The 18,159-nt window shown below is 71.7% G+C and carries 12 protein-coding genes; 9 read left to right on the top strand and 3 right to left on the bottom strand.

Annotated features, from left to right (window positions below):
* Positions 1-44: 44 nt before the first annotated feature.
* The gene (gene dapB, locus EMA17_RS19890; RefSeq protein WP_126638418.1) at positions 45-797 is read left to right on the top strand and encodes a 4-hydroxy-tetrahydrodipicolinate reductase; all 753 of its coding nucleotides are present in this window, start codon (positions 45-47) and stop codon (positions 795-797) included.
* 5 nt (positions 798-802) lie between these two features.
* On the top strand, positions 803-1,261 hold the full coding sequence (locus tag EMA17_RS19885) for a hypothetical protein (protein WP_126638417.1): 459 nt from the start codon (positions 803-805) through the stop codon (positions 1,259-1,261).
* Positions 1,262-1,270: 9 nt separating this feature from the next.
* On the opposite strand, the gene EMA17_RS19880 is transcribed toward EMA17_RS19885, so the two are convergent.
* Positions 1,271-1,999, bottom strand: coding sequence for a TetR/AcrR family transcriptional regulator (locus EMA17_RS19880; protein ID WP_160161473.1), 729 nt, complete (start codon positions 1,997-1,999; stop codon positions 1,271-1,273).
* 170 nt (positions 2,000-2,169) lie between these two features.
* Positions 2,170-2,715 carry a GNAT family N-acetyltransferase gene (locus EMA17_RS19875; protein ID WP_126638415.1) on the bottom strand — a complete coding sequence of 182 codons (546 nt, stop codon included), beginning with the start codon at positions 2,713-2,715 and terminating at the stop codon, positions 2,170-2,172.
* Positions 2,716-2,889: 174 nt separating this feature from the next.
* On the opposite strand from EMA17_RS19875, the gene EMA17_RS19870 reads away from it, so the two are divergent.
* From EMA17_RS19870 to EMA17_RS19845, 6 genes are all read left to right on the top strand, one after another.
* Positions 2,890-3,612, top strand: coding sequence for a hypothetical protein (locus tag EMA17_RS19870; RefSeq protein WP_126638414.1), 723 nt, complete (start codon positions 2,890-2,892; stop codon positions 3,610-3,612).
* A gap of 368 nt (positions 3,613-3,980) precedes the next feature.
* Positions 3,981-4,880 carry a 4-hydroxy-tetrahydrodipicolinate synthase gene (gene dapA, locus EMA17_RS19865; protein WP_126638413.1) on the top strand — a complete coding sequence of 300 codons (900 nt, stop codon included), beginning with the start codon at positions 3,981-3,983 and terminating at the stop codon, positions 4,878-4,880.
* Between the two features lie 127 nt (positions 4,881-5,007).
* Positions 5,008-6,696 (top strand): ribonuclease J, encoded by a 1,689-nt coding sequence (locus tag EMA17_RS19860; protein WP_126638412.1) that lies wholly within the window; start codon positions 5,008-5,010, stop codon positions 6,694-6,696.
* A gap of 500 nt (positions 6,697-7,196) precedes the next feature.
* Positions 7,197-7,628, top strand: coding sequence for a peptidoglycan-binding domain-containing protein (locus EMA17_RS19855; protein WP_126638411.1), 432 nt, complete (start codon positions 7,197-7,199; stop codon positions 7,626-7,628).
* Positions 7,629-7,800: 172 nt separating this feature from the next.
* Positions 7,801-8,721 carry a type IV toxin-antitoxin system AbiEi family antitoxin domain-containing protein gene (locus tag EMA17_RS19850; protein WP_126638410.1) on the top strand — a complete coding sequence of 307 codons (921 nt, stop codon included), beginning with the start codon at positions 7,801-7,803 and terminating at the stop codon, positions 8,719-8,721.
* Between the two features lie 19 nt (positions 8,722-8,740).
* The gene (locus EMA17_RS19845; protein WP_126638409.1) at positions 8,741-9,262 is read left to right on the top strand and encodes a GNAT family N-acetyltransferase; all 522 of its coding nucleotides are present in this window, start codon (positions 8,741-8,743) and stop codon (positions 9,260-9,262) included.
* Positions 9,263-9,614: 352 nt separating this feature from the next.
* Here EMA17_RS19845 and EMA17_RS19840 read toward each other — a convergent pair whose 3' ends face one another.
* Positions 9,615-12,137 carry a SpoIIE family protein phosphatase gene (locus EMA17_RS19840; RefSeq protein ID WP_126638408.1) on the bottom strand — a complete coding sequence of 841 codons (2,523 nt, stop codon included), beginning with the start codon at positions 12,135-12,137 and terminating at the stop codon, positions 9,615-9,617.
* Between the two features lie 318 nt (positions 12,138-12,455).
* Here EMA17_RS19840 and EMA17_RS19835 point away from each other — a divergent pair, with 318 nt between their 5' ends.
* On the top strand, positions 12,456-18,149 hold the full coding sequence (locus EMA17_RS19835; protein WP_126638407.1) for a HAMP domain-containing protein: 5,694 nt from the start codon (positions 12,456-12,458) through the stop codon (positions 18,147-18,149).
* Positions 18,150-18,159 lie beyond the last annotated feature (10 nt).

The following is an 18,159-nucleotide window of genomic DNA, read 5'->3' as shown; positions in this document are numbered from 1 at the left end:
CGATCGCGGCGAAGAACTGTGCTGACGGGAGAGTGCGCGACATCATGACTGCGATCCGGGTGGGTGTGATCGGTGCGGCCGGCCGCATGGGCACCGAGGTGTGCCGTGCCGTCGAGGCGGCGGACGACCTCGAACTGGTCGCGCGCGTCGACGAGGGCGACGACCTCGCCGACCTCGCGAAGGCGGGTGCGCGGGTGGCCGTGGACTTCACCCATCCGGGTGTGGTCATGGGCAACCTGGAGTACTGCGCGGGTGCCGGGATCCACTCCGTCGTCGGCACCAGCGGGTTCACCCCCGACCGCTTGGCGCAGTTGCGCGAGTGGCTGGCGAAGAGCCCGGAGACCGGCATTCTGATCGCGCCGAACTTCGGCATCGGCGCGGTGCTGATGATGCGGTTCGCGGCCCAGGCGGCGCGCTTCTACGAGTCGGTCGAGATCGTCGAACTGCACCACCCGAACAAGGTCGACGCGCCCAGTGGCACCGCCCGCCGGACCGCCGAGCTGATCGCCGAGGCGCGGGAGGGCGCCGGCCTCGGGGAGATGCCCGACGCGACGGTGGACGACCCGGACGGCGCGCGCGGCGGCAAGGTCGACGGCGTGCCGGTGCACGCGGTCCGGCTGCGCGGCCTGGTCGCCCACCAGGAGGTGCTGCTCGGCGACGACGGCGAGATGTTGACCATCCGCCACGACTCGTTCCAGCGCACGTCCTTCATGCCGGGCGTGCTGCTCGGGGTGCGTCGTGTGGTCTCCACGCCCGGCCTGACCGTGGGCCTGGAACACTTCCTCGATCTGGGCTGAGCATCGTGAGGCAACGTGTCACCGCGCTCGTGCTGATCGCGGTTCTGGTCTTCTACGTGTTCCTCGTCGGCAGTCGCGGGATGATCGCGATTCGCGACGGGGAGCCGGTCACCATCGTGCTCGGGCTGGCGATCCTGCTCGTGCCGGTGGTGGGCGCCTGGTACATCTGGCGCGAGGTGCGCTTCGGCTTCGCGATGCAGCGGCTGGCCCGCGAGTTGGAGGCCGAGGGCGGGCTGCCGGCCGACGAGTTGGCCCGCACCCCCGGCGGGCGGGTCGATCGGGACAGCGCCGACGAGGTGTTCGAGCGGCGCAAGGCCGAGGTGGAGGCCGCGCCCGACGACTGGCGGGGCTGGTACCGGCTGGCCGTGGCCTACGGCGACGCGCGCGACAACGCGCGCGGGCGCCGTGCCATGCTGACCGCGATCCGCCTGCACGCTGGCCGGGCGCCGGCCGCGTCGGCCTAGGGTGTGTCCTCAAACCCCCGCCGGACGGTCGAGTGTCGCGGGCCCGGCCGTGCGGGGCGCGGCCGGTGGCGGGGTGGTCGGATTCAGGGCGGTCGGGTCCAGGGCGGTGAGCAGCCGGGCCGATACCGGCGCGGCCAGGATGCCCGCCACCGCGTCCACCAGGTCCTCCACGAACGCCGCGGGCGGCAACACGTCGTGCGCCTGCCCCTCGTGTACGCGCTGCTCGCGATCGGCCGTCGCGTGCACGGCCAGGCTGCCGCCCAGGCGCAACCGGTTGCGCCGTACGGCGGTCGGCAGGTGTCCCAGCGCCAGGTCGATCAGGTGGGCGAACTCCGGTGAGCTGCCCTCCAGGCCCATCGCCGGCAGCGCGTGGGCGGAGGCGCCCGGGTGCTGGTGCACCCGGGCCAGAAAGCGCAGGTAGAAGCTGCCCCCGACGTCGATCTGCTCGGCCAGCGGGCGCACCATGGCCTCGGCCAGGGCCCGGGGGTCCCGGTCGAGGCCGGCCCGGACCAGTGCGCGGACCAGGTCCTCGCGGCGCCCGTTGACCGCCGCGAGCCGGAAGCCGAAGATCGCCCGGATCAATTCCTCTTTGCTGCCGAAGTGGTACTGCGCGGCGGAATTGTTGCGCTGACTCGCCGCGACACTGATCCGGCGCAGCGAGACCGCGTCGATTCCGTGTACGGCGAACAGCCGCTCGGCGGTGAGCAGAAGGCGCTCGCGGGTCGGAGTTCGGCTCACGGCGCCCACGTTAAGTCGGCTGACTTACCCACTTCAATGGCACGTCGGTGTGGTCTTCACCGTGTTCGTCGGCCGTTTCGCCCGCCGATTTCCCGCCGGTGTCACGGGGATTGCCGTCGGGCGGAAACGGATCGACCCCGGGTGGGGCGACGAACGTGGTCGGATTCCGCTCAGGGCGTCGGGGAGACCGCCGTGTGCAGTCGCACCTGGCGGATCACCGCGCCGCCGGGTTCGTCCACCCACAGTTCGCGGGTGGCGCCGTCCGCGGCCCAGCCCGCGCCGGTCAGGAAGTCGTAGAGCGGCTTGTCGTTCTCCAGGACCCAGGTCACCAGCGTGTCCACGCCGTCGGACACCGCGTCCGCGACGACCGCGGTGAGCAGCCGGGAGGCGTGCCCCTCGCGCTGTCGGGCCGGGTCGATCACGAGAATCGCCAACTCGCCCGCCCGGGCCGGGTCGAGATCCTCGTCCGAGCCGGGGACGAGGGCCGCGAAGCCGGCCGCGGTGGAGCCCGCGCAGGCCACGAGGACGCGGTGGCGCGGTGAGGGTGGCGCGACCGCGGCGTCCTCCCATTCGGCGGCCAACGCCTCGGGTGTGGCCGCCGCCAGGGCCGCGGCGGGCAGCACCCCGGTGTAGGCGTCGTGCCAGGCCCGGGCGTGTGCGGAGCCCAGGGCGGGGCCGTCTCCGGCGTGGGCCGGCCGTACGTAGGAATCGCTCATGTGGTGCCCCCATCGTCGAGTTCGGCCGATTCTCGCGCGCTCGGCGGTTTCCTGTCCGCCGCTCGCCGAACGCACACACCGGTGGGCGACACGCGCCACCGGCGCTCTCGCCCCCGTGCGCGGCGTGCGACGCTGTCGGCCAAGGATTGGTGGGCGCGGCAGCGGAGGATGGTCATGGGGGTCCGGGTCCGACGAATCGCCCCGGTGTGCGCGGTGGTCGCGGTGCTCGCGACCGGCTGCATGGTGGGTCCGACGATCGACGACGAGAAGCCGAAGCCGGCCGCGGGGGGCCCCACCGGCAATCCGCCGGACCTGCCCGACAAGAATCCGACCGACGGCTCCGTACCGGCCGCCCCGCCGCCCTCGGGCGCGCCGCCGCCGTCCGGCCGGACCGGACAGAAGCAGCAGACGCACACCTACTCGAACGGGCTGACCGTCACCGCCTTGGCGCCGGCGGTGACCCGGACGGCGGCCGTGCCCGGCGAGCGGCGCGAGACGGTCGACGTGGCGATCCCGATCCGCTACGGCAACCGGACCGGATCGAACCTGGTCGCCGACCTGTTCCAGGTGACCCTGTACGCGGGGCCGGACGCGCTGCCGTGCGCCCTCGCCAAGGTCGGCCCGGCGCGCAGCGGCCCGGATCAGGCCGCGCTGAACGTCGACACGGTGATCACCTACAACTTCGCGGTGCCGAGGGAACTGGTCGGGAGGCTGGAGGTCCAGGTGCAGCCGTACATGTCCCGGCTGGACAGGGTGACCTTCACGACATCCGCGGCGCTGCCGGCGGGTGCCCCGACGCGGCCCGCCGAGGGGCCGTCGACCCAGCCGAGCACGGTGGTGGTGCCGCGCTCCTCGCCGACGGGCGCGGGGACGAGCGCGGCTCCGAGCGGCGGTTAGCCCTGTCGGCCGCCGCACCCCCTTCACCGCCGCACGCCGGATCGAGATGGTCGCGGAGCGGATGGAGGCGGTCGGGCGCGGGGCGGAGGCCGGTTGAGCCGTCCGAGTGGTCAAATCGGCACATAGGGTGACATAGGAAATTTTTCGCCAGAATCCCTAAGGTTTCGCCCGTGGTGGTCGATACTGAAAGAGATCAGGCGCTGCTCGAACCCCCGAGCGGGCAGCGCCTGGTCCCTTGTCGCGTTCGGCCCGGTCCCCGGTTTCGTCCGGGTGCCGTTCGGGCCGGCGGGGCGGGCTCCTGGGCGGTGGAGGTCTCATAGGGCGGGTGCTACCCGCAGGTCAGGTACGGGCCCGGTACGGTTTGGGCCATGGCTCCGACGTCTACCCCCCAGACCCCCTTCGGCCGGGTCCTCACCGCGATGGTGACCCCCTTCACGGCCGACGGTACGCTCGACCTCCCCGGCGCCCGGCGCCTGGCCGCCCACCTGGTCGACGCCGGCAACGACGGACTCGTCGTCAACGGCACCACCGGCGAGTCGCCCACCACGAGCGACGCGGAGAAAGAGCAGCTGGTCCGGGCGGTCCTGGAGGCCGTGGGCGATCGCGCGTTCGTGGTCGCGGGCGTGGGCACCAACGACACTCGGCACTCGGTCGAGCTGGCCCGGCAGGCCGAGGCCGCCGGTGCGCACGGTCTGCTCGTGGTCACCCCGTACTACAACAAGCCCCCGCAGGAGGGCCTGTACCGGCACTTCACCACGGTCGCCGACGCGACCGGGCTGCCGGTGATGCTGTACGACATCCCAGGTCGCAGCGCCGTGCCGGTCGAGACCGAGACCCTGGTCCGGCTCGCGGAGCACCCCCGGATCGTGGCGAACAAGGACGCGAAGGGCGACCTCGCCTCGGCGAGTTGGGTGATGGCGCGCACCGACATGGTGTACTACAGCGGTGAGGACGTGCTGAACCTGCCGCTCCTGTCCATCGGCGCGGTCGGTGTGGTGAGCGTGGTCGGACACCTCGTTTCGGCGGAGCTCCGCGCGATGATCGACGCCTTCACGGCGGGCGACGTCGCCAAGGCGCGCGAGATCCACCAGCGTCTTCTTCCGGTGTACACCGGCATTTTTCGTACCCAGGGCGTGATCCTCACCAAGGCCGCACTGGGATTGCAGGGCCTGCCCGCCGGGCCGCTGCGGTTGCCGCTGATCGAGGCCGACGAGGCACAGATCGCGCAGCTGAGGCAGGATCTTTCGGCGGGTGGGGTAGAGCTGTAAACAGGAATATCTGTAAGTAGTGCCCCGGGCGGGTACCACACCCGCTCGGGCCGAACACGAGCTTTTGCGCGTTCCCGTCCGGCCGAGTATCGATCGGCCGGACGGCGGCACGTGGCGAGGAGAGAACTTGAGCCATCCCCACCCCGAATTCGGCCCGCCGCCGGTGCTGCCCAAGGGCGGCCTTCGGGTCACCCCGTTGGGTGGCCTCGGCGAGATCGGCCGAAACATGACCGTCTTCGAGTTCGACGGCCGGCTGCTGATCGTCGACTGCGGGGTGCTGTTCCCCGAGGAGGAGCAGCCCGGAGTCGACCTCATCCTGCCGGACTTCAGCTCGATCCGGGATCGCCTCGACGACATCGAGGCGGTCATCCTGACCCACGGGCACGAGGACCACATCGGCGCGGTCCCGTACCTGCTGCGGGAGAAGGCCGACATCCCGCTGATCGGGTCGAAGCTGACCCTCGCGTTCATCGAGGCGAAGCTCACCGAGCACCGCATCCGGCCGTACACCCTCGAGGTCAAGGAAGGCGACATCGAGCGGCTGGGGCCGTTCGAGTGCGAGTTCATCTCGGTGAACCACTCGATCCCGGACGCGCTCGCGCTGGCGATCCGCACCGAGGCCGGCACCGTCGTGCACACCGGCGACTTCAAGATGGACCAGTTGCCGCTGGACAACCGGCTGACCGACCTGCCGGCGTTCGCCCGGCTGGGCACCGAGGGCATCGATCTGCTGCTCGTGGACTCCACGAATGCCGAGGTCCCGGGCTTCATCCCGGCCGAGCGGGACATCGCGGGCGTGCTGGACCGGGTCTTCGCCGACGCCGACCAGCGGATCATCGTGGCCAGCTTCGCGAGCCACGTGCACCGCATCCAGCAGGTGCTCGACACCGCGTACGCCTACGAGCGCAAGGTCGCCTTCGTCGGCCGCTCGATGGTGCGCAACATGAAGATCGCCGGGGAGCTCGGCTATCTGAAGATCCCCGCCGGTCTGGTCGTGGACGTCAAGACGCTCGACGACCTGCCGCCGGACGAGGTGGTCCTCGTCTGTACCGGCTCGCAGGGCGAGCCGATGGCGGCGCTGTCGCGGATGGCCAACCGTTCGCACCAGCAGATCCGGATCGTCGAGGGCGACACCGTGGTGCTCGCGTCCTCGCTGATCCCGGGCAACGAGACCTCGGTCTACCGGGTGATCAACGGGCTGACCCGATGGGGCGCCAAGGTCGTGCACAAGGGCAACGCCAAGGTGCACGTCTCCGGCCACGCCTCGGCCGGTGAGCTGCTGTACTTCTTCAACCTCACGCGCCCGCGCAACCTGATGCCCGTGCACGGCGAATGGCGTCATCTGCGCGCCGCCGCCGATCTGGGCGTCAAGACCGGGGTGCGCAAGGACCGGGTGGTCCTCGCCGAGGACGGGCTGACCGTCGACCTGGTCGACGGTGTCGCCAAGATCACCGGGAAGGTGCAGGCCGGGTACGTCTACGTGGACGGTTTGTCCGTGGGCGACGTGACCGAGTCCTCGCTCAAGGACCGTCGGATCCTGGGCGAGGAGGGCTTCGTGTCCGTGTTCCTCGCCGTGGACTCCAGCTCGGGCAAGGTGGTCGGCGGGCCGACCATCACGGCGCGCGGATCGGGGATCGACGACGCCCGGTTCGACGCGGTGATCCCGAAGATCGAGGAGATGCTGCAGAAGGCGGCCGCCGACGGGGTGGCGGAGCCGTATCAGTTGCAGCAGCAGGTGCGGCGGATCGTGGGCAAGTGGGTGTCGGACACCTATCGGCGCCGGCCGATGATCCTGCCGGTTGTGGTGGAGGTCTGAGACCTCGTCGACCGTTTTGCGTGGGGCCCGCTACGAAATCTTCGTAGCGGGCCCCACGTGGTTCGGGGAGGGGGTGGGGGCGGCCGGGCGTGGTTCGGGGTGGGGAGTCGGCGTTTGTGGTCGGTGGGGGTGGCGGGTTGTCGACCGGATGTGCGGGGTGGTGGTGGGGGCTGGGCGTGGTCGGCGTTGTCGGGCCGGCGGGCCGGTCAGGCCGGTCGGGGCGGTCGGGGCGCGGGGGAGGGTGACAGTGGCGTGAAACGGAGGTGATATGGGTGATTTGTGGCATTTTCGTGGTGTGAAGGTCGGGTTCTCGTACTTATGGGTGGCTCGGCTGCCGGCTCCTAACGTCGGTCGTGTTCGGAGGGCACCCGCTCTCCGGGCGCTGGACAGGTCGACACGGTCGACAGGATCGGCAGTCAGGAGCACACATGTATGCGGTACAGCGGAACCGGCGTTGCGGCGGCCCACGACGGGGCGCTCCGCCGCCGGCGCCGTCGGGCGTGTCGATTTCGGTGCCCGGGCGGCGGGTGGTCGCCGGGTTCGGGCGGACGCGGCGCGGGCGGGTCGCGGCGCTCGCGCTGAGCTCGTGTGCGGCGCTGGGTCTGGGCGCGGGGATGACGGGCCCCGTCTCGCCGGCGGCGGCCGCCCCGCGCTGCGACCACGTGGCGAAGGACAACCGGCCGGAGCTGCGTGAGGGGGATCGGGACGACGCGGTCGCCCAGGTGCAGTGCCTGATCGACACGCGGTCCGGAGCCCCCGGCGAGTTGCCGGAGACCGGGGTGTTCGACGCGGCCACCGCGGACGGGGTCCGGTGGGTGCAGAAGTGCAACGGCCTCGATCCGTCGGGGGTCACGAACGAGGCCACCTGGAAGGCGCTCTATCGCGCGAAGAAGGGATGCGGGCGGCAGGCGGAGCACACCGGCACCGAGTAGCGGGTGCGGGCCGGGCGGGAGGCGGAAGGGGCGTCGGCGGGTCGGCCGGGGTCGGGTCGTGGGGGCGGCCGGGCCGAAGTCGTACACAGGTCGGGTGTGATGGTCACACCCATCCCGGGGGCTGTGGACGACGGACGGCGCGCGTGGAGGGGGCGCGCGCACACTGGCCCGCATGACGCCGACCGATCTTTCCGCACTGCTGTCCCGGCCCTTCACCCTCGCCGTCGCGGCCCACCACGGGGTCGGCCGGTCGGTCGTCCGACGCCTGGTGCGCGACGGCGACGTGCGTCGGGTCATACACGGGGTCTACGTCGGCGCGCACGTCGACGACACGCCGGAGGTGCGAGCGCGGGCCGCGGTCATGGTTCTGCCCCGCGGGGCCGTGGTCTGTGGGCGCACTGCGGCGAGGTTGCACGGCGTGCGGGTTCCGGCGCGGCCCCGGACGCAGACCCGGCGCGCGGCGCCGATCGAGGTGGTCGTGCCGGTGGGGGCGGCTCTGCCCCGCCGGCACGGCTGCCGGGCGCGGATCATGGCGCTCGGACCGGGGGAGACGGTGTGGCGGGCCGGGATTCCGGTCACCTCGCCCGCCCGGACCGCGGCGGACCTGGTCCGGACCTCGGATCGGGAGACCGGCGTGGTGGTGCTCGACGGGTTCCTGCGGGCCGGGCTGATCGCGCCCGACGCGTTGGCGGCGCTGGTCGAGCGCTACGCCGGTCATCCGGGGCGGCATCGGCTCGCCGAGGTGGTGCGGCTGGCCGACGGGCGCAGCGCGGGCGAGGACGAGACCCGGCTGCGGCTGGCGCTGCGTGACGCCGGGTTGCCCGCGGCCGAGGTCGGCTGGGAGATCCGGTCGGCGTTCGGTCGGGTCCTGCGGCGCTTCGCGCTCGCCTGGCCGGGGGAGCGGGTGGGGGTGGAGCTGACCGACGACCGGCAGTGGGTCAGGGCGCGGCCTCGGAGCATCGCCGGGCAGAGCTGGCTCGTGCTGCACTGCCCGACGCTCCAGGCACGGGAGCGGCCGGCGGCCACGGTCGCCCGCATCGGATCGGAGTTGCGGTTGCGGGAGCGGCGAAATCGCGGCGACATCGCCGCGTGAACGCCGGCATGCTGCGGCGATGAACGTGGACGAGGCGGGGCCGGTGGTCACCGATCGGCTGGAGTTGATCCCGGTCGAGGTCGGTCACGCCGAGGAGATGGCGCGGGTGCTGGGCGATCCGGCTCTGCATACCTTCATCGGTGGCGAGCCGGAGGATGTGGACGCGCTGCGGGCGCGCTATACGCGGTGGGCGAAGGGGTCGCCGGATCCCGACGTGGTCTGGTTGAACCGGGTGATCCGGCTGCGGTCCCGGGGGTGCCTGGTGGGCACGGTCCAGGCCACGGTGGGTCCCGGTCCGATCGCGGACGTGGCCTGGGTGGTGGGCAGTCCCTGGCAGGGCCGGGGCATCGCCAAGGAGGCGGCGGTCGCCTGGGTGACCTGGCTCCGGGCCCGGGGCATCGACGAAATCCGCGCCCACATCCACCCGGCCAACACGGCTTCCGCCGCGGTCGCCGAAGCGGCGGCCCTGACCCCCACCGAAACCTGGCAGGAAGGCGAACGGCGCTGGTCCACAACCCGCCCCACCCCGACCCCCACGTAAGCCCGGCGAGCCCGACGCAGCGGCCCGGGGGCCGTTCCACGACCCGCCCCGCCGTGCCGTCCGCCCGGGGGCCGGCTCGTGCCCGACCCGACAGCGGCCTCGGCTCGGCGCCGGCTCACGCCCTCACCGCGGCTTGCGCGCGGGGCCGGTCCGCGGTGCGGCGCGTCCCGTGCCGGCCTGGACCGGTGTGCGGGGCGGAGCGGGCCGGGCGACCGGCGTTCGAGGTGGGTTGTGGCTCGGGCCCGTCCCGCCTGTGGTCGGCTGCCGTGCCGTGCCGTGCCGTGCCGTGCCGGGGCGGGGCGACGGCGAACGGTGCTTCGTGGCTGCGGGTTTTGTCGGTGGTGGGCGGGGGTCAGTCGTCGCCGGAGACTCGTAGGACCAGGATGGCCATGTCGTCTCGGGCCTGTTCCTCGGCGAATTGTTCGACCGCGCGGTGGATTCGGGCCGCCACCGCGCCGGCGGTCAGGCCCGTGCAGCCGGACAGGACCTCGGCCAGGCCGTCGTCGCCGAGCATGCGGGTGCCCTCGCGGCGTTCGGTGACGCCGTCGGTGACGCAGACCAGGACGTCGCCCGGGTCCAGGTCCACCGTCTCCAGGACCAGGTCGACCTCGTCCAGTACGCCGAGCAGCGGTTGCGGGGTGGCCACCGCGTCGACCGTGCCGTCGGGGCGCAGGCGCAGCGGGAGCGGATGGCCCGCGGAGACCAGGCTCAGGCGTACGCCGCCGCCGTCGCGGTGGGTCATGTGGCCGTGCAGGAGGGTCAGGAACCGGCTGCGCGGGCCCTCGTCCAGGATCGCGGTGTTCAGCCGTTGCAGGACGGCGGGCACCGACATGCCCTCGCGGGTCAGCAACCGCAGCGCCTGGCGGGCCAGTCCGGTGACCGCGGCGGCCTCGGGGCCGGTGCCGCACACGTCGCCGATGGCGAAGCCCCACTTGTCCTCGCCGATGGTGAACAGGTCGTAGAAGTCGCCGCCGACCTCGTTGCCCTCGCCGGAGGCCTGGTAGACGACCTCGACGTCCACCCCCGGCACCTTGGGCAGCTCCGGCGGCAGCAGGCTGCGCTGGAGGGCCTGGCTGGTCGCGTTGCGCTCGGAGTACAGCCGGGCGTTGTCCATCGCCAGCGCGGCGCGGCGGGAGAGGTCCTCGGCGAGTTCCAGCGTGTCCCGGCGGAACCGGTCGCCGGCCAGGATGCCGAAGGTCAGCATGCCGATGCCGCGCCCCCGGGCGACCAGCGGCAGCGTGACCGCCTCGCCGGTGACCAGGTCGGTGTGCTCGCGGACCACCTCCGGGTCCAGGGACCGCAGGCCCAGCCAGCGCCGGGCACCGGGCGTGGGCTGCGCGCGCGGCGCCTCGGCGCGGTCCAGCAGCGCGCGCAGGTCGTCGATCCGCATCTCGTCGGCGTGCCACACCACGCTCAGCACCGGCGCGTGCGACTCGCCGGTGTGCACCGCGCACCAGGTGCCCAGCCGCGGCACCACGATCTGGGCGATCATGGCCAGCGTCATCTCCGGGTCGAGGGTGCCGGCCAGCAGGTCGGACGCCTCGGCGAGGAAGGACAGCGAGCCGCGCCGGACCCGCTCCAACTCGGACAGGCGCGCGCTCTCCACGGTCAGCGAGACCCGGTCGGCGGCGCGCTGGAGCCGGGCCGCGTCGTCGTTGTCGAAGCGGGCCGCCGACTCCGAGGCGACGCCGAGTGTGCCGGTGAGCCGGCCCTCGACCTTGAGCGGCACGGTCACCGCCGAGCGCATCCGGGTCTCGTGGAGGATCGGCACCGCGTCGGGCCCGGCCACCAGGTCCTCGTGCACGGCGGGCATCCGGGCCGAGCCGTAGCGGCCCACCGAGGTCTCCACCGGCACCCGCGACAGCCGGTGCACCGCGCCCGCCAGGCCGGTGGTCGCGCGTACCTCCATCTCGCTCTCGTCGTCGGTGGCCAGCAGCACGAACGCGGCGTCGGCGTCGAGCAGGTCGCGGGCACGTTCGACCGCGCGCTGGAGCAGGTCCTCCAGGCCCAGTCGGCTCAGCCCGTCGATCCCGTCCCATTCGCTGTCCACCGGGATCGCCGCCCCGGTGCGACCGCGCGAGGCGTCCCGGTTCTCCAGCAGCGCGCGGGCCTGCGCGGGCACCAGGAGCGCGACCAGCGCGGGGTCGCCGTCGGCGTCGCGCAGCCGCACGTGCGAGGCGAAGACGCGCGTGGCCACCCCGTCGGCGGCGCGCACGTCGTACCCGCCCTGCCAGCGGGACAACTCCAGCATCTCGTCCAGGGTCAGCTCGGTGCCCGGCGTCTGCGGCCAGGCGACCAGGTCGCCTAGCGCCATGCCGATCGCCTCGGAGTCACCGAGACCGAACAACCGGGCCGCCTCGGGGCTCCAGTGGGTCACCTTGCGCGAGGCGTCGGCGTGCACCACCGCCACGTGGACCGGCACCGCGGCGTCGGGCAGCGCGTTGGCGGGCAGCAGCGGCCCGGCCGAACTGGTCGCCGAGACCGGATCGGGCAGTTCGAGCCGGAACCACACCCGTTTGACGTTCTTGGCGTATTCGACGCCCCACGCCGAGGCCAGCGACGCGGACAGGAACAGCCCCCGGCCGCTCTCGTCGCCGTCGTCGAAGCCGGTCGCCGGCTCCGGCAGTTCGCGGCTGGGGTAGTGGTCGGTGACCTCGATCTGGACGCCGCCGTCGTAGCGCACGCACGAGACCTCGGCCGAGGTGCCCGCGTGCACGATCGCGTTGGTGACCAACTCGCTGGTCAGCAGTACGGCGTCGTCGACCACGTCGCCGGCGTCCCAGTCGGTGAGCGTTTTGCGGACGAACGAGCGTGCGGCCGCCACGGACCTGCCCTCGGGTGCGAAGGCAGCGCTCATCCGGGCAGTGATGAGCATGCTCGTTCCCTGATCCATACACTCCCGCATCTGCGACGAACGGCGGCTGCGGTGACGAATCCGGCTCCACAGTCCGGCAGATTCGCACCCTATCGGTTTCGGACGATCGGGCGGACCCCTTCCAAACAGTGACGCATCGATCACGATTTCGACAGATGTCCCGTCCGAGCGTGCCTTTCGAGCCCGCACTTTCCGGATGACAAGCACCATCCTCCCGGACCGCCTCTGCTCTCAACCCCGTGAGTGAAAGACTGTGGACGGCAAGCGGCCGGAGGCACGGGCGGTCGCGGCGAATCGGTCCGGCGGAGGAAATGCGAGATGGCGAAGGCTTCCCCAGCGCAGGCGCGGACTGCGGCCGTCCGGCAGGGCCGGCACGACGAGCAGGATCTGCGGCGTCTGCTGGCCGCGCTGACCGGTGTCCGTGACGGCAACTTCCGCAAACGCCTGACGGTCTCCGGCGACGGGATCATGTCCGAGATCGCCGTCGTGTTCAACGACATGGTCGAGCGCAACCAGCACCTGTCCGGCGAGTTGGCCCGGGTGCGTCGGGTGGTCGGTCGGGAGGGCAAGCTCACCGAGCGGCTGGATCCGGGCCCGGGCGAGGGTGCCTGGGCGACGAGCATCGACGCGGCCAACGCGCTCGTGGAGGACCTGGTCCGCCCCACCGTCGAGGTCGGCCGGGTGCTGGCCGCGGTCGCCGAGGGCGATCTGTCCCAGCGCATGGACCTGCGGATCGCCGAACAGCCGCTGCGTGGCGAGTTCCTGCGCATGGGCCGCACCGCCAACGGACTGGTGGACCAGCTCAGCGCGTTCGCCGACGAGGTCACCCGGGTGGCCCGCGAGGTCGGCACCGAGGGCAAGCTCGGCGGGCAGGCCCGGGTGCGCGGCGTCTCCGGCAGCTGGAAGGACCTCACCGACTCGGTCAACACGATGGCCAGCCGGTTGACCCTGCAGGTGCGCGACATCGCCCTGGTGACCACCGCCGTGGCCAAGGGGGACCTGTCCCGCACGGTCACCGTCGAGGTGGCCGGCGAGATGCTGGAGCTCAAGGAGACCGTCAACACGATGGTCGACCAGCTCTCCGGCTTCGCCCAGGAGGTGACCCGGGTGGCCCGCGAGGTGGGCACCGAGGGCCGCCTGGGCGGCCAGGCCCGGGTCGAGGGCGTCTCGGGGACCTGGAAGGACCTCACCGACTCGGTCAACATCATGGCGGGCAACCTGACCGCCCAGGTCCGCGACATCGCCCAGGTGACCAAGGCGGTCGCGTACGGCGACCTGTCGCAGACCATCACCGTGTCCGCGCGCGGCGAGATGGCCCAACTCGCCGAGACGATCAACGCGATGACCGGCACGCTGCGCACGTTCGCCTCCGAGGTGACCCGCGTGGCGCGCGAGGTCGGCTTCGAGGGCCGGCTCGGCGGCCAGGCCCAGGTCCCCGGCGGCGCGGGCATCTGGAAGGACCTGACCGACTCGGTCAACACCGCCTTCTTCAACCTCACCGCGCAGGTCCGCGACATCGCCGGGGTGACCACGGCGGTCGCCCAGGGCGACCTGTCGCAGAAGATCACCGTGGACGTCTCCGGCGAGATGCTGGAGCTCAAGAACACCGTGAACACCATGGTCGGCCAGCTGTCGGCGTTCGCCTCCGAGGTCACCCGAGTCGCCCGGGAGGTGGGCAGCGAGGGCATCCTGGGCGGCCAGGCACAGGTCTCCGGCGTGGCGGGCACCTGGAAGGACCTGACCGACTCGGTCAACGTGATGGCCGGCAACCTGACCGGCCAGGTCCGCAACATCGCCCAGGTCTCCACGGCGGTGGCCCGGGGCGACCTGTCGCAGAAGATCACGGTCGACGTCTCCGGCGAGATGCTGGAGCTCAAGAACACCGTGAACACCATGGTGGACCAGCTGTCCGCGTTCGCCTCCGAGGTCACCCGGGTCGCCCGCGAGGTCGGCGGCGAGGGGCGTCTCGGCGGCCAGGCCCGGGTGGTGCCGGGCGTCGCGGGCGTGTGGCTCGACCTCACCGACTCGGTGAACTTCATGGCGGGCAACCTCACCGCACAGGTCCGCAACATCGCCGAGGTGACCACGGCGGTCGCGCGCGGCGATCTGTCCAAGAAGATCGACGTGGACGCGCGCGGCGAGATCCTGGAGGTCAAGAACACCGTCAACACGATGGTCGACCAGCTGTCCGCGTTCGCCGACGAGGTCACCCGCGTGGCCCGCGAGGTGGGCACCGAGGGCCGCCTGGGCGGGCAGGCCCAGGTGCTCGGCGTGGCCGGGGTGTGGCGCGACCTGACCTACTCGGTCAACTCGATGGCCGGAAACCTCACCGAACAGGTGCGCAGCCTGGGCCAGGTGACCACCGCCGTGGCCCGGGGCGACCTGTCGCAGAAGATCACGGTCGACGCCCGAGGCGAGATCCTCGAACTGAAGAACACCGTGAACACCATGGTCGACCAGCTCTCCGGCTTCGCCGACGAGGTGACCCGGGTGGCCCGCGAGGTGGGTACCGAGGGCCGCCTCGGTGGGCAGGCCGACGTCAAGGGCGTCTCCGGTACCTGGAAGGACCTCACCGAGTCGGTCAACGTGATGGCCGGCAACCTGACCGGCCAGGTGCGCAGCATCGCCGACGTGACCACGGCGGTGGCCACGGGCGATCTGTCCAAGAAGATCACCGTCGACGCCCGGGGCGAGATCCTGGAGCTGAAGGAGACCGTCAACACGATGGTCGACCAGCTGTCCGCGTTCGCCGACGAGGTGACCCGGGTGGCTCGCGAGGTGGGTACCGAGGGCCGCCTCGGCGGGCAGGCGCGGGTGCGCGGGGTCTCCGGCATCTGGAAGGACCTGACCGACAACGTCAACGTCATGGCCAACAACCTGACGTCCCAGGTGCGCAACATCGCCCAGGTGGCCACCGCCGTCGCCGACGGCGACCTGTCCCAGAAGAGCACCGTCGAGGCCAAGGGCGAGATGGCGGGCCTGGCGGGCACGATCAATACGATGGTCGACACGCTGCGCGCGTTCGCCGACGAGGTCACCCGGGTGGCCCGCGAGGTGGGCACGGAGGGCATCCTGGGCGGTCAGGCGCACGTGCCCGGCGTCTCGGGCACCTGGAAGGACCTGACCGACAACGTCAACTCGATGGCGGACAACCTCACCGGCCAGGTTCGCAACATCGCCAAGGTGACCACCGCGATCGCCGGCGGCGACCTGTCGCAGAAGATCGACGTGGACGCGCGCGGCGAGATGCTGGAGCTCAAGACCACCATCAACACCATGGTCGACCAGCTCTCGGCGTTCGCCGGCGAGGTCACGCGCGTGGCGCGCGAGGTGGGCACCGAGGGCATGCTGGGTGGCCAGGCCGAGGTCGAGGGCGTCTCCGGTACCTGGAAGCAACTGACCGAGAACGTCAACGAGTTGGCCGGCAACCTGACCCGCCAGGTACGGGCCATCGCCGAGGTCGCCACCGCCGTGACCCGGGGCGACCTGTCGTTGCAGATCGCGGTGGACGCGTCCGGAGAGCTCGACGAGCTCAAGGACAACATCAACCAGATGATCTACAACCTGCGCGAGACCACCCGGGCCAACCGGGAACAGGACTGGCTCAAGACCAACCTGGCCCGGATCTCCGGTCTCATGCAGGGCCGCCGCGACCTGATGGCGGTCGCCGCGCTGATCATGAGCGAGCTGACCCCGGTCGTCGACGCGCAGCACGGCGCCTTCTTCCTGGCCGAGTTGACCCAGGAGGACGTGGTCGAGCTGCGGTTGATCGCCTCGTACGGCTACCAGGACGGCGGCGGCGTGCCGACCCGCTTCCGGCTCGGCCAGTCGCTGGTCGGCCAGGCCGCGCTGGAGAAGCGCTCGATCCTGATCCTGGACGCGCCGCCCGGCTACATCAAGATCGCCTCCGGCCTGGGCGAGGCCGCCCCGGCGAACGTGATCGTGCTGCCGGTGCTGTTCGAGGACCAGCTGCTCGGCGTGCTCGAACTCGCCTCGTTCCGCCCGTTCACCAAGGTGCACCGCAACTTCCTGGAGCAGCTGAACGAGCAGATCGGGGTCACGGTCAACACGATCATGGCCAACTCGCGCACCGAGATGTTGCTCGCCGAGTCGCAACGACTGACCGAGGAACTCCAGGAACGGTCCGAGGAGCTGCAGCGCCAGCAGGGCGAACTGCGCCACTCCAACGCCGAGTTGGAGGACAAGGCGGCGCTGCTCGCCCGGCAGAACCGGGACATCGAGATCAAGAACCGGGAGATCGAACAGGCCCGGCAGGCGCTGGAGGAGCGGGCCGAGCAACTCGCGCTGTCCTCCAAGTACAAGTCCGAGTTCCTGGCCAACATGTCGCACGAGCTGCGCACCCCGCTGAACAGCCTGCTGATCCTGGCCAAGCTGCTCGCCGACAACGTCGAGGGCAACCTGACCCGCAAGCAGGTCGAGTTCGCCGAGACCATCCACGGCGCCGGGTCCGACCTGCTCCAGCTGATCAACGACATCCTGGACCTGTCCAAGGTGCAGGCCGGGAAGATGGACGTGCGTCCCGCGCGGATCGCGCTGGCCCAGCTGATGGACTACGTCGAGGCGACCATCCGTCCGCTGACCTCGGAGAAGAACCTCGAGTTCACGGTGCACGTCTCGCCCGCGGTGCCCGGGATCCTGTTCACCGACGAGCAGCGGCTGCAACAGGTGTTGCGCAACCTGCTCTCCAACGCGGTCAAGTTCACCGACTCCGGATCGGTCGAGGTGTTGATCACGCTCACCGACGACATCCCGCTGACCAACACCGAATTGGACAACGCGGAGCACGCGGTGGCCTTCTCGGTGATCGACACCGGCATCGGCATCGCGGTGGACAAGCTCAAGGTGATCTTCGAGGCGTTCCAGCAGGCCGACGGCACCACCAGCCGCCGCTACGGCGGTACGGGCCTGGGCCTGTCGATCAGCCGGGAGATCGCCTGGCTGCTCGGCGGCGAGATCCACGCCGAGTCCATGCCGGGACGCGGCAGCACGTTCACCCTCTACCTCCCGCTGGACAGCGTCCTGGTCCCGGGCGACGAGATCGGCCACGACCGCGACACCGAGTTGCCGCCGATCCCGTACCGGGCGGCGCTGCCCGCCGCCGCGCCGTCCACCCCGCTGCTCAGCGACGCCCCGGAACCGGCCGGGGAGGGCGAGGACGAGGCCGACGACGCGCACGACACGACGCCGCGCCGGGTCCTGGTGGTGGAGACGCCGCAGTCCGACGGCGCGCCGCTGAGCACCGCGCTGGCCGGGCTCGACGGGCAGATCGACCTGAGCACCGCCGCCGACGAGGGCGAGGCGGTGCGCCTGCTCGCCGAGGCGCCGCCCGCGTGCCTGGTGGTGGACCTGCGGCTGCCCGACGAGGGCGCCTGGCAGGTGCTCGACGCGGTCGCCTCGCGGACCGAATTGCAGAGTCTGCCCGTCGTGGTGCACGTCCCGGCCCGCCCGACCCGCTCCGAATCGGGCCGGCTGCGCGGCTACCGGCGCCGGATCGTGCTGCTCCAGCGGGTCTCCACGCCCGACGCGCTGGCCCGGGCGGTGCTCGGCGCCACCGGGCCGGTGCGGGCCGACCACACCGGCCCCGCCAAGCCGGTGGTCGAGCCGTTCGAGGGCACCTTCGACGGCGAGCGGGTGCTGATCGTCGACGACGACGTGCGCAACGTGTTCGCGCTGACCAGCGTGCTGGAGCAGTACGGACTCAGCGTGCTGTACGCGGAGAACGGCCGCGAGGGCATCGAAGTGCTCCAGGGACACGACGACATCGCGATCGTGCTGATGGACGTGATGATGCCGGAGATGGACGGCTATGCCACTACTTCGGCGATTCGTCGGATGCCGCAGTACGCGGGGCTGCCGATCATCGCGTTGACCGCCAAGGCGATGAAGGGGGATCAGGAGAAGAGCATCGACTCCGGCGCCTCCGACTACGTGGCCAAGCCGGTCGACACGCGGCACTTGTTGGGACTCATCCGCACTTGGCTCGACCACTAGTTCGCTTCCC

Origin of the sequence: Embleya hyalina (genome assembly GCF_003967355.1) — a bacterium.
Taxonomy (GTDB): domain Bacteria; phylum Actinomycetota; class Actinomycetes; order Streptomycetales; family Streptomycetaceae; genus Embleya; species Embleya hyalina.
Note: the sequence above shows the minus strand (reverse complement) of the source record. Positions and strands in the feature narration are given on the sequence as shown.

Coding starts and splice junctions, on each gene's coding strand:
- dapB (WP_126638418.1), top strand. CDS start 45: ATGACTGCGATCCGGGTGGGTGTGATCGGTGCGGCCGGCCGCATGGGC.
- EMA17_RS19875 (WP_126638415.1), bottom strand. CDS start 2,715: ATGAGCGATTCCTACGTACGGCCGGCCCACGCCGGAGACGGCCCCGCC.
- EMA17_RS19870 (WP_126638414.1), top strand. CDS start 2,890: ATGGGGGTCCGGGTCCGACGAATCGCCCCGGTGTGCGCGGTGGTCGCG.
- dapA (WP_126638413.1), top strand. CDS start 3,981: ATGGCTCCGACGTCTACCCCCCAGACCCCCTTCGGCCGGGTCCTCACC.
- EMA17_RS19850 (WP_126638410.1), top strand. CDS start 7,801: ATGACGCCGACCGATCTTTCCGCACTGCTGTCCCGGCCCTTCACCCTC.
- EMA17_RS19845 (WP_126638409.1), top strand. CDS start 8,741: ATGAACGTGGACGAGGCGGGGCCGGTGGTCACCGATCGGCTGGAGTTG.
- EMA17_RS19840 (WP_126638408.1), bottom strand. CDS start 12,137: ATGCTCATCACTGCCCGGATGAGCGCTGCCTTCGCACCCGAGGGCAGG.
- EMA17_RS19835 (WP_126638407.1), top strand. CDS start 12,456: ATGGCGAAGGCTTCCCCAGCGCAGGCGCGGACTGCGGCCGTCCGGCAG.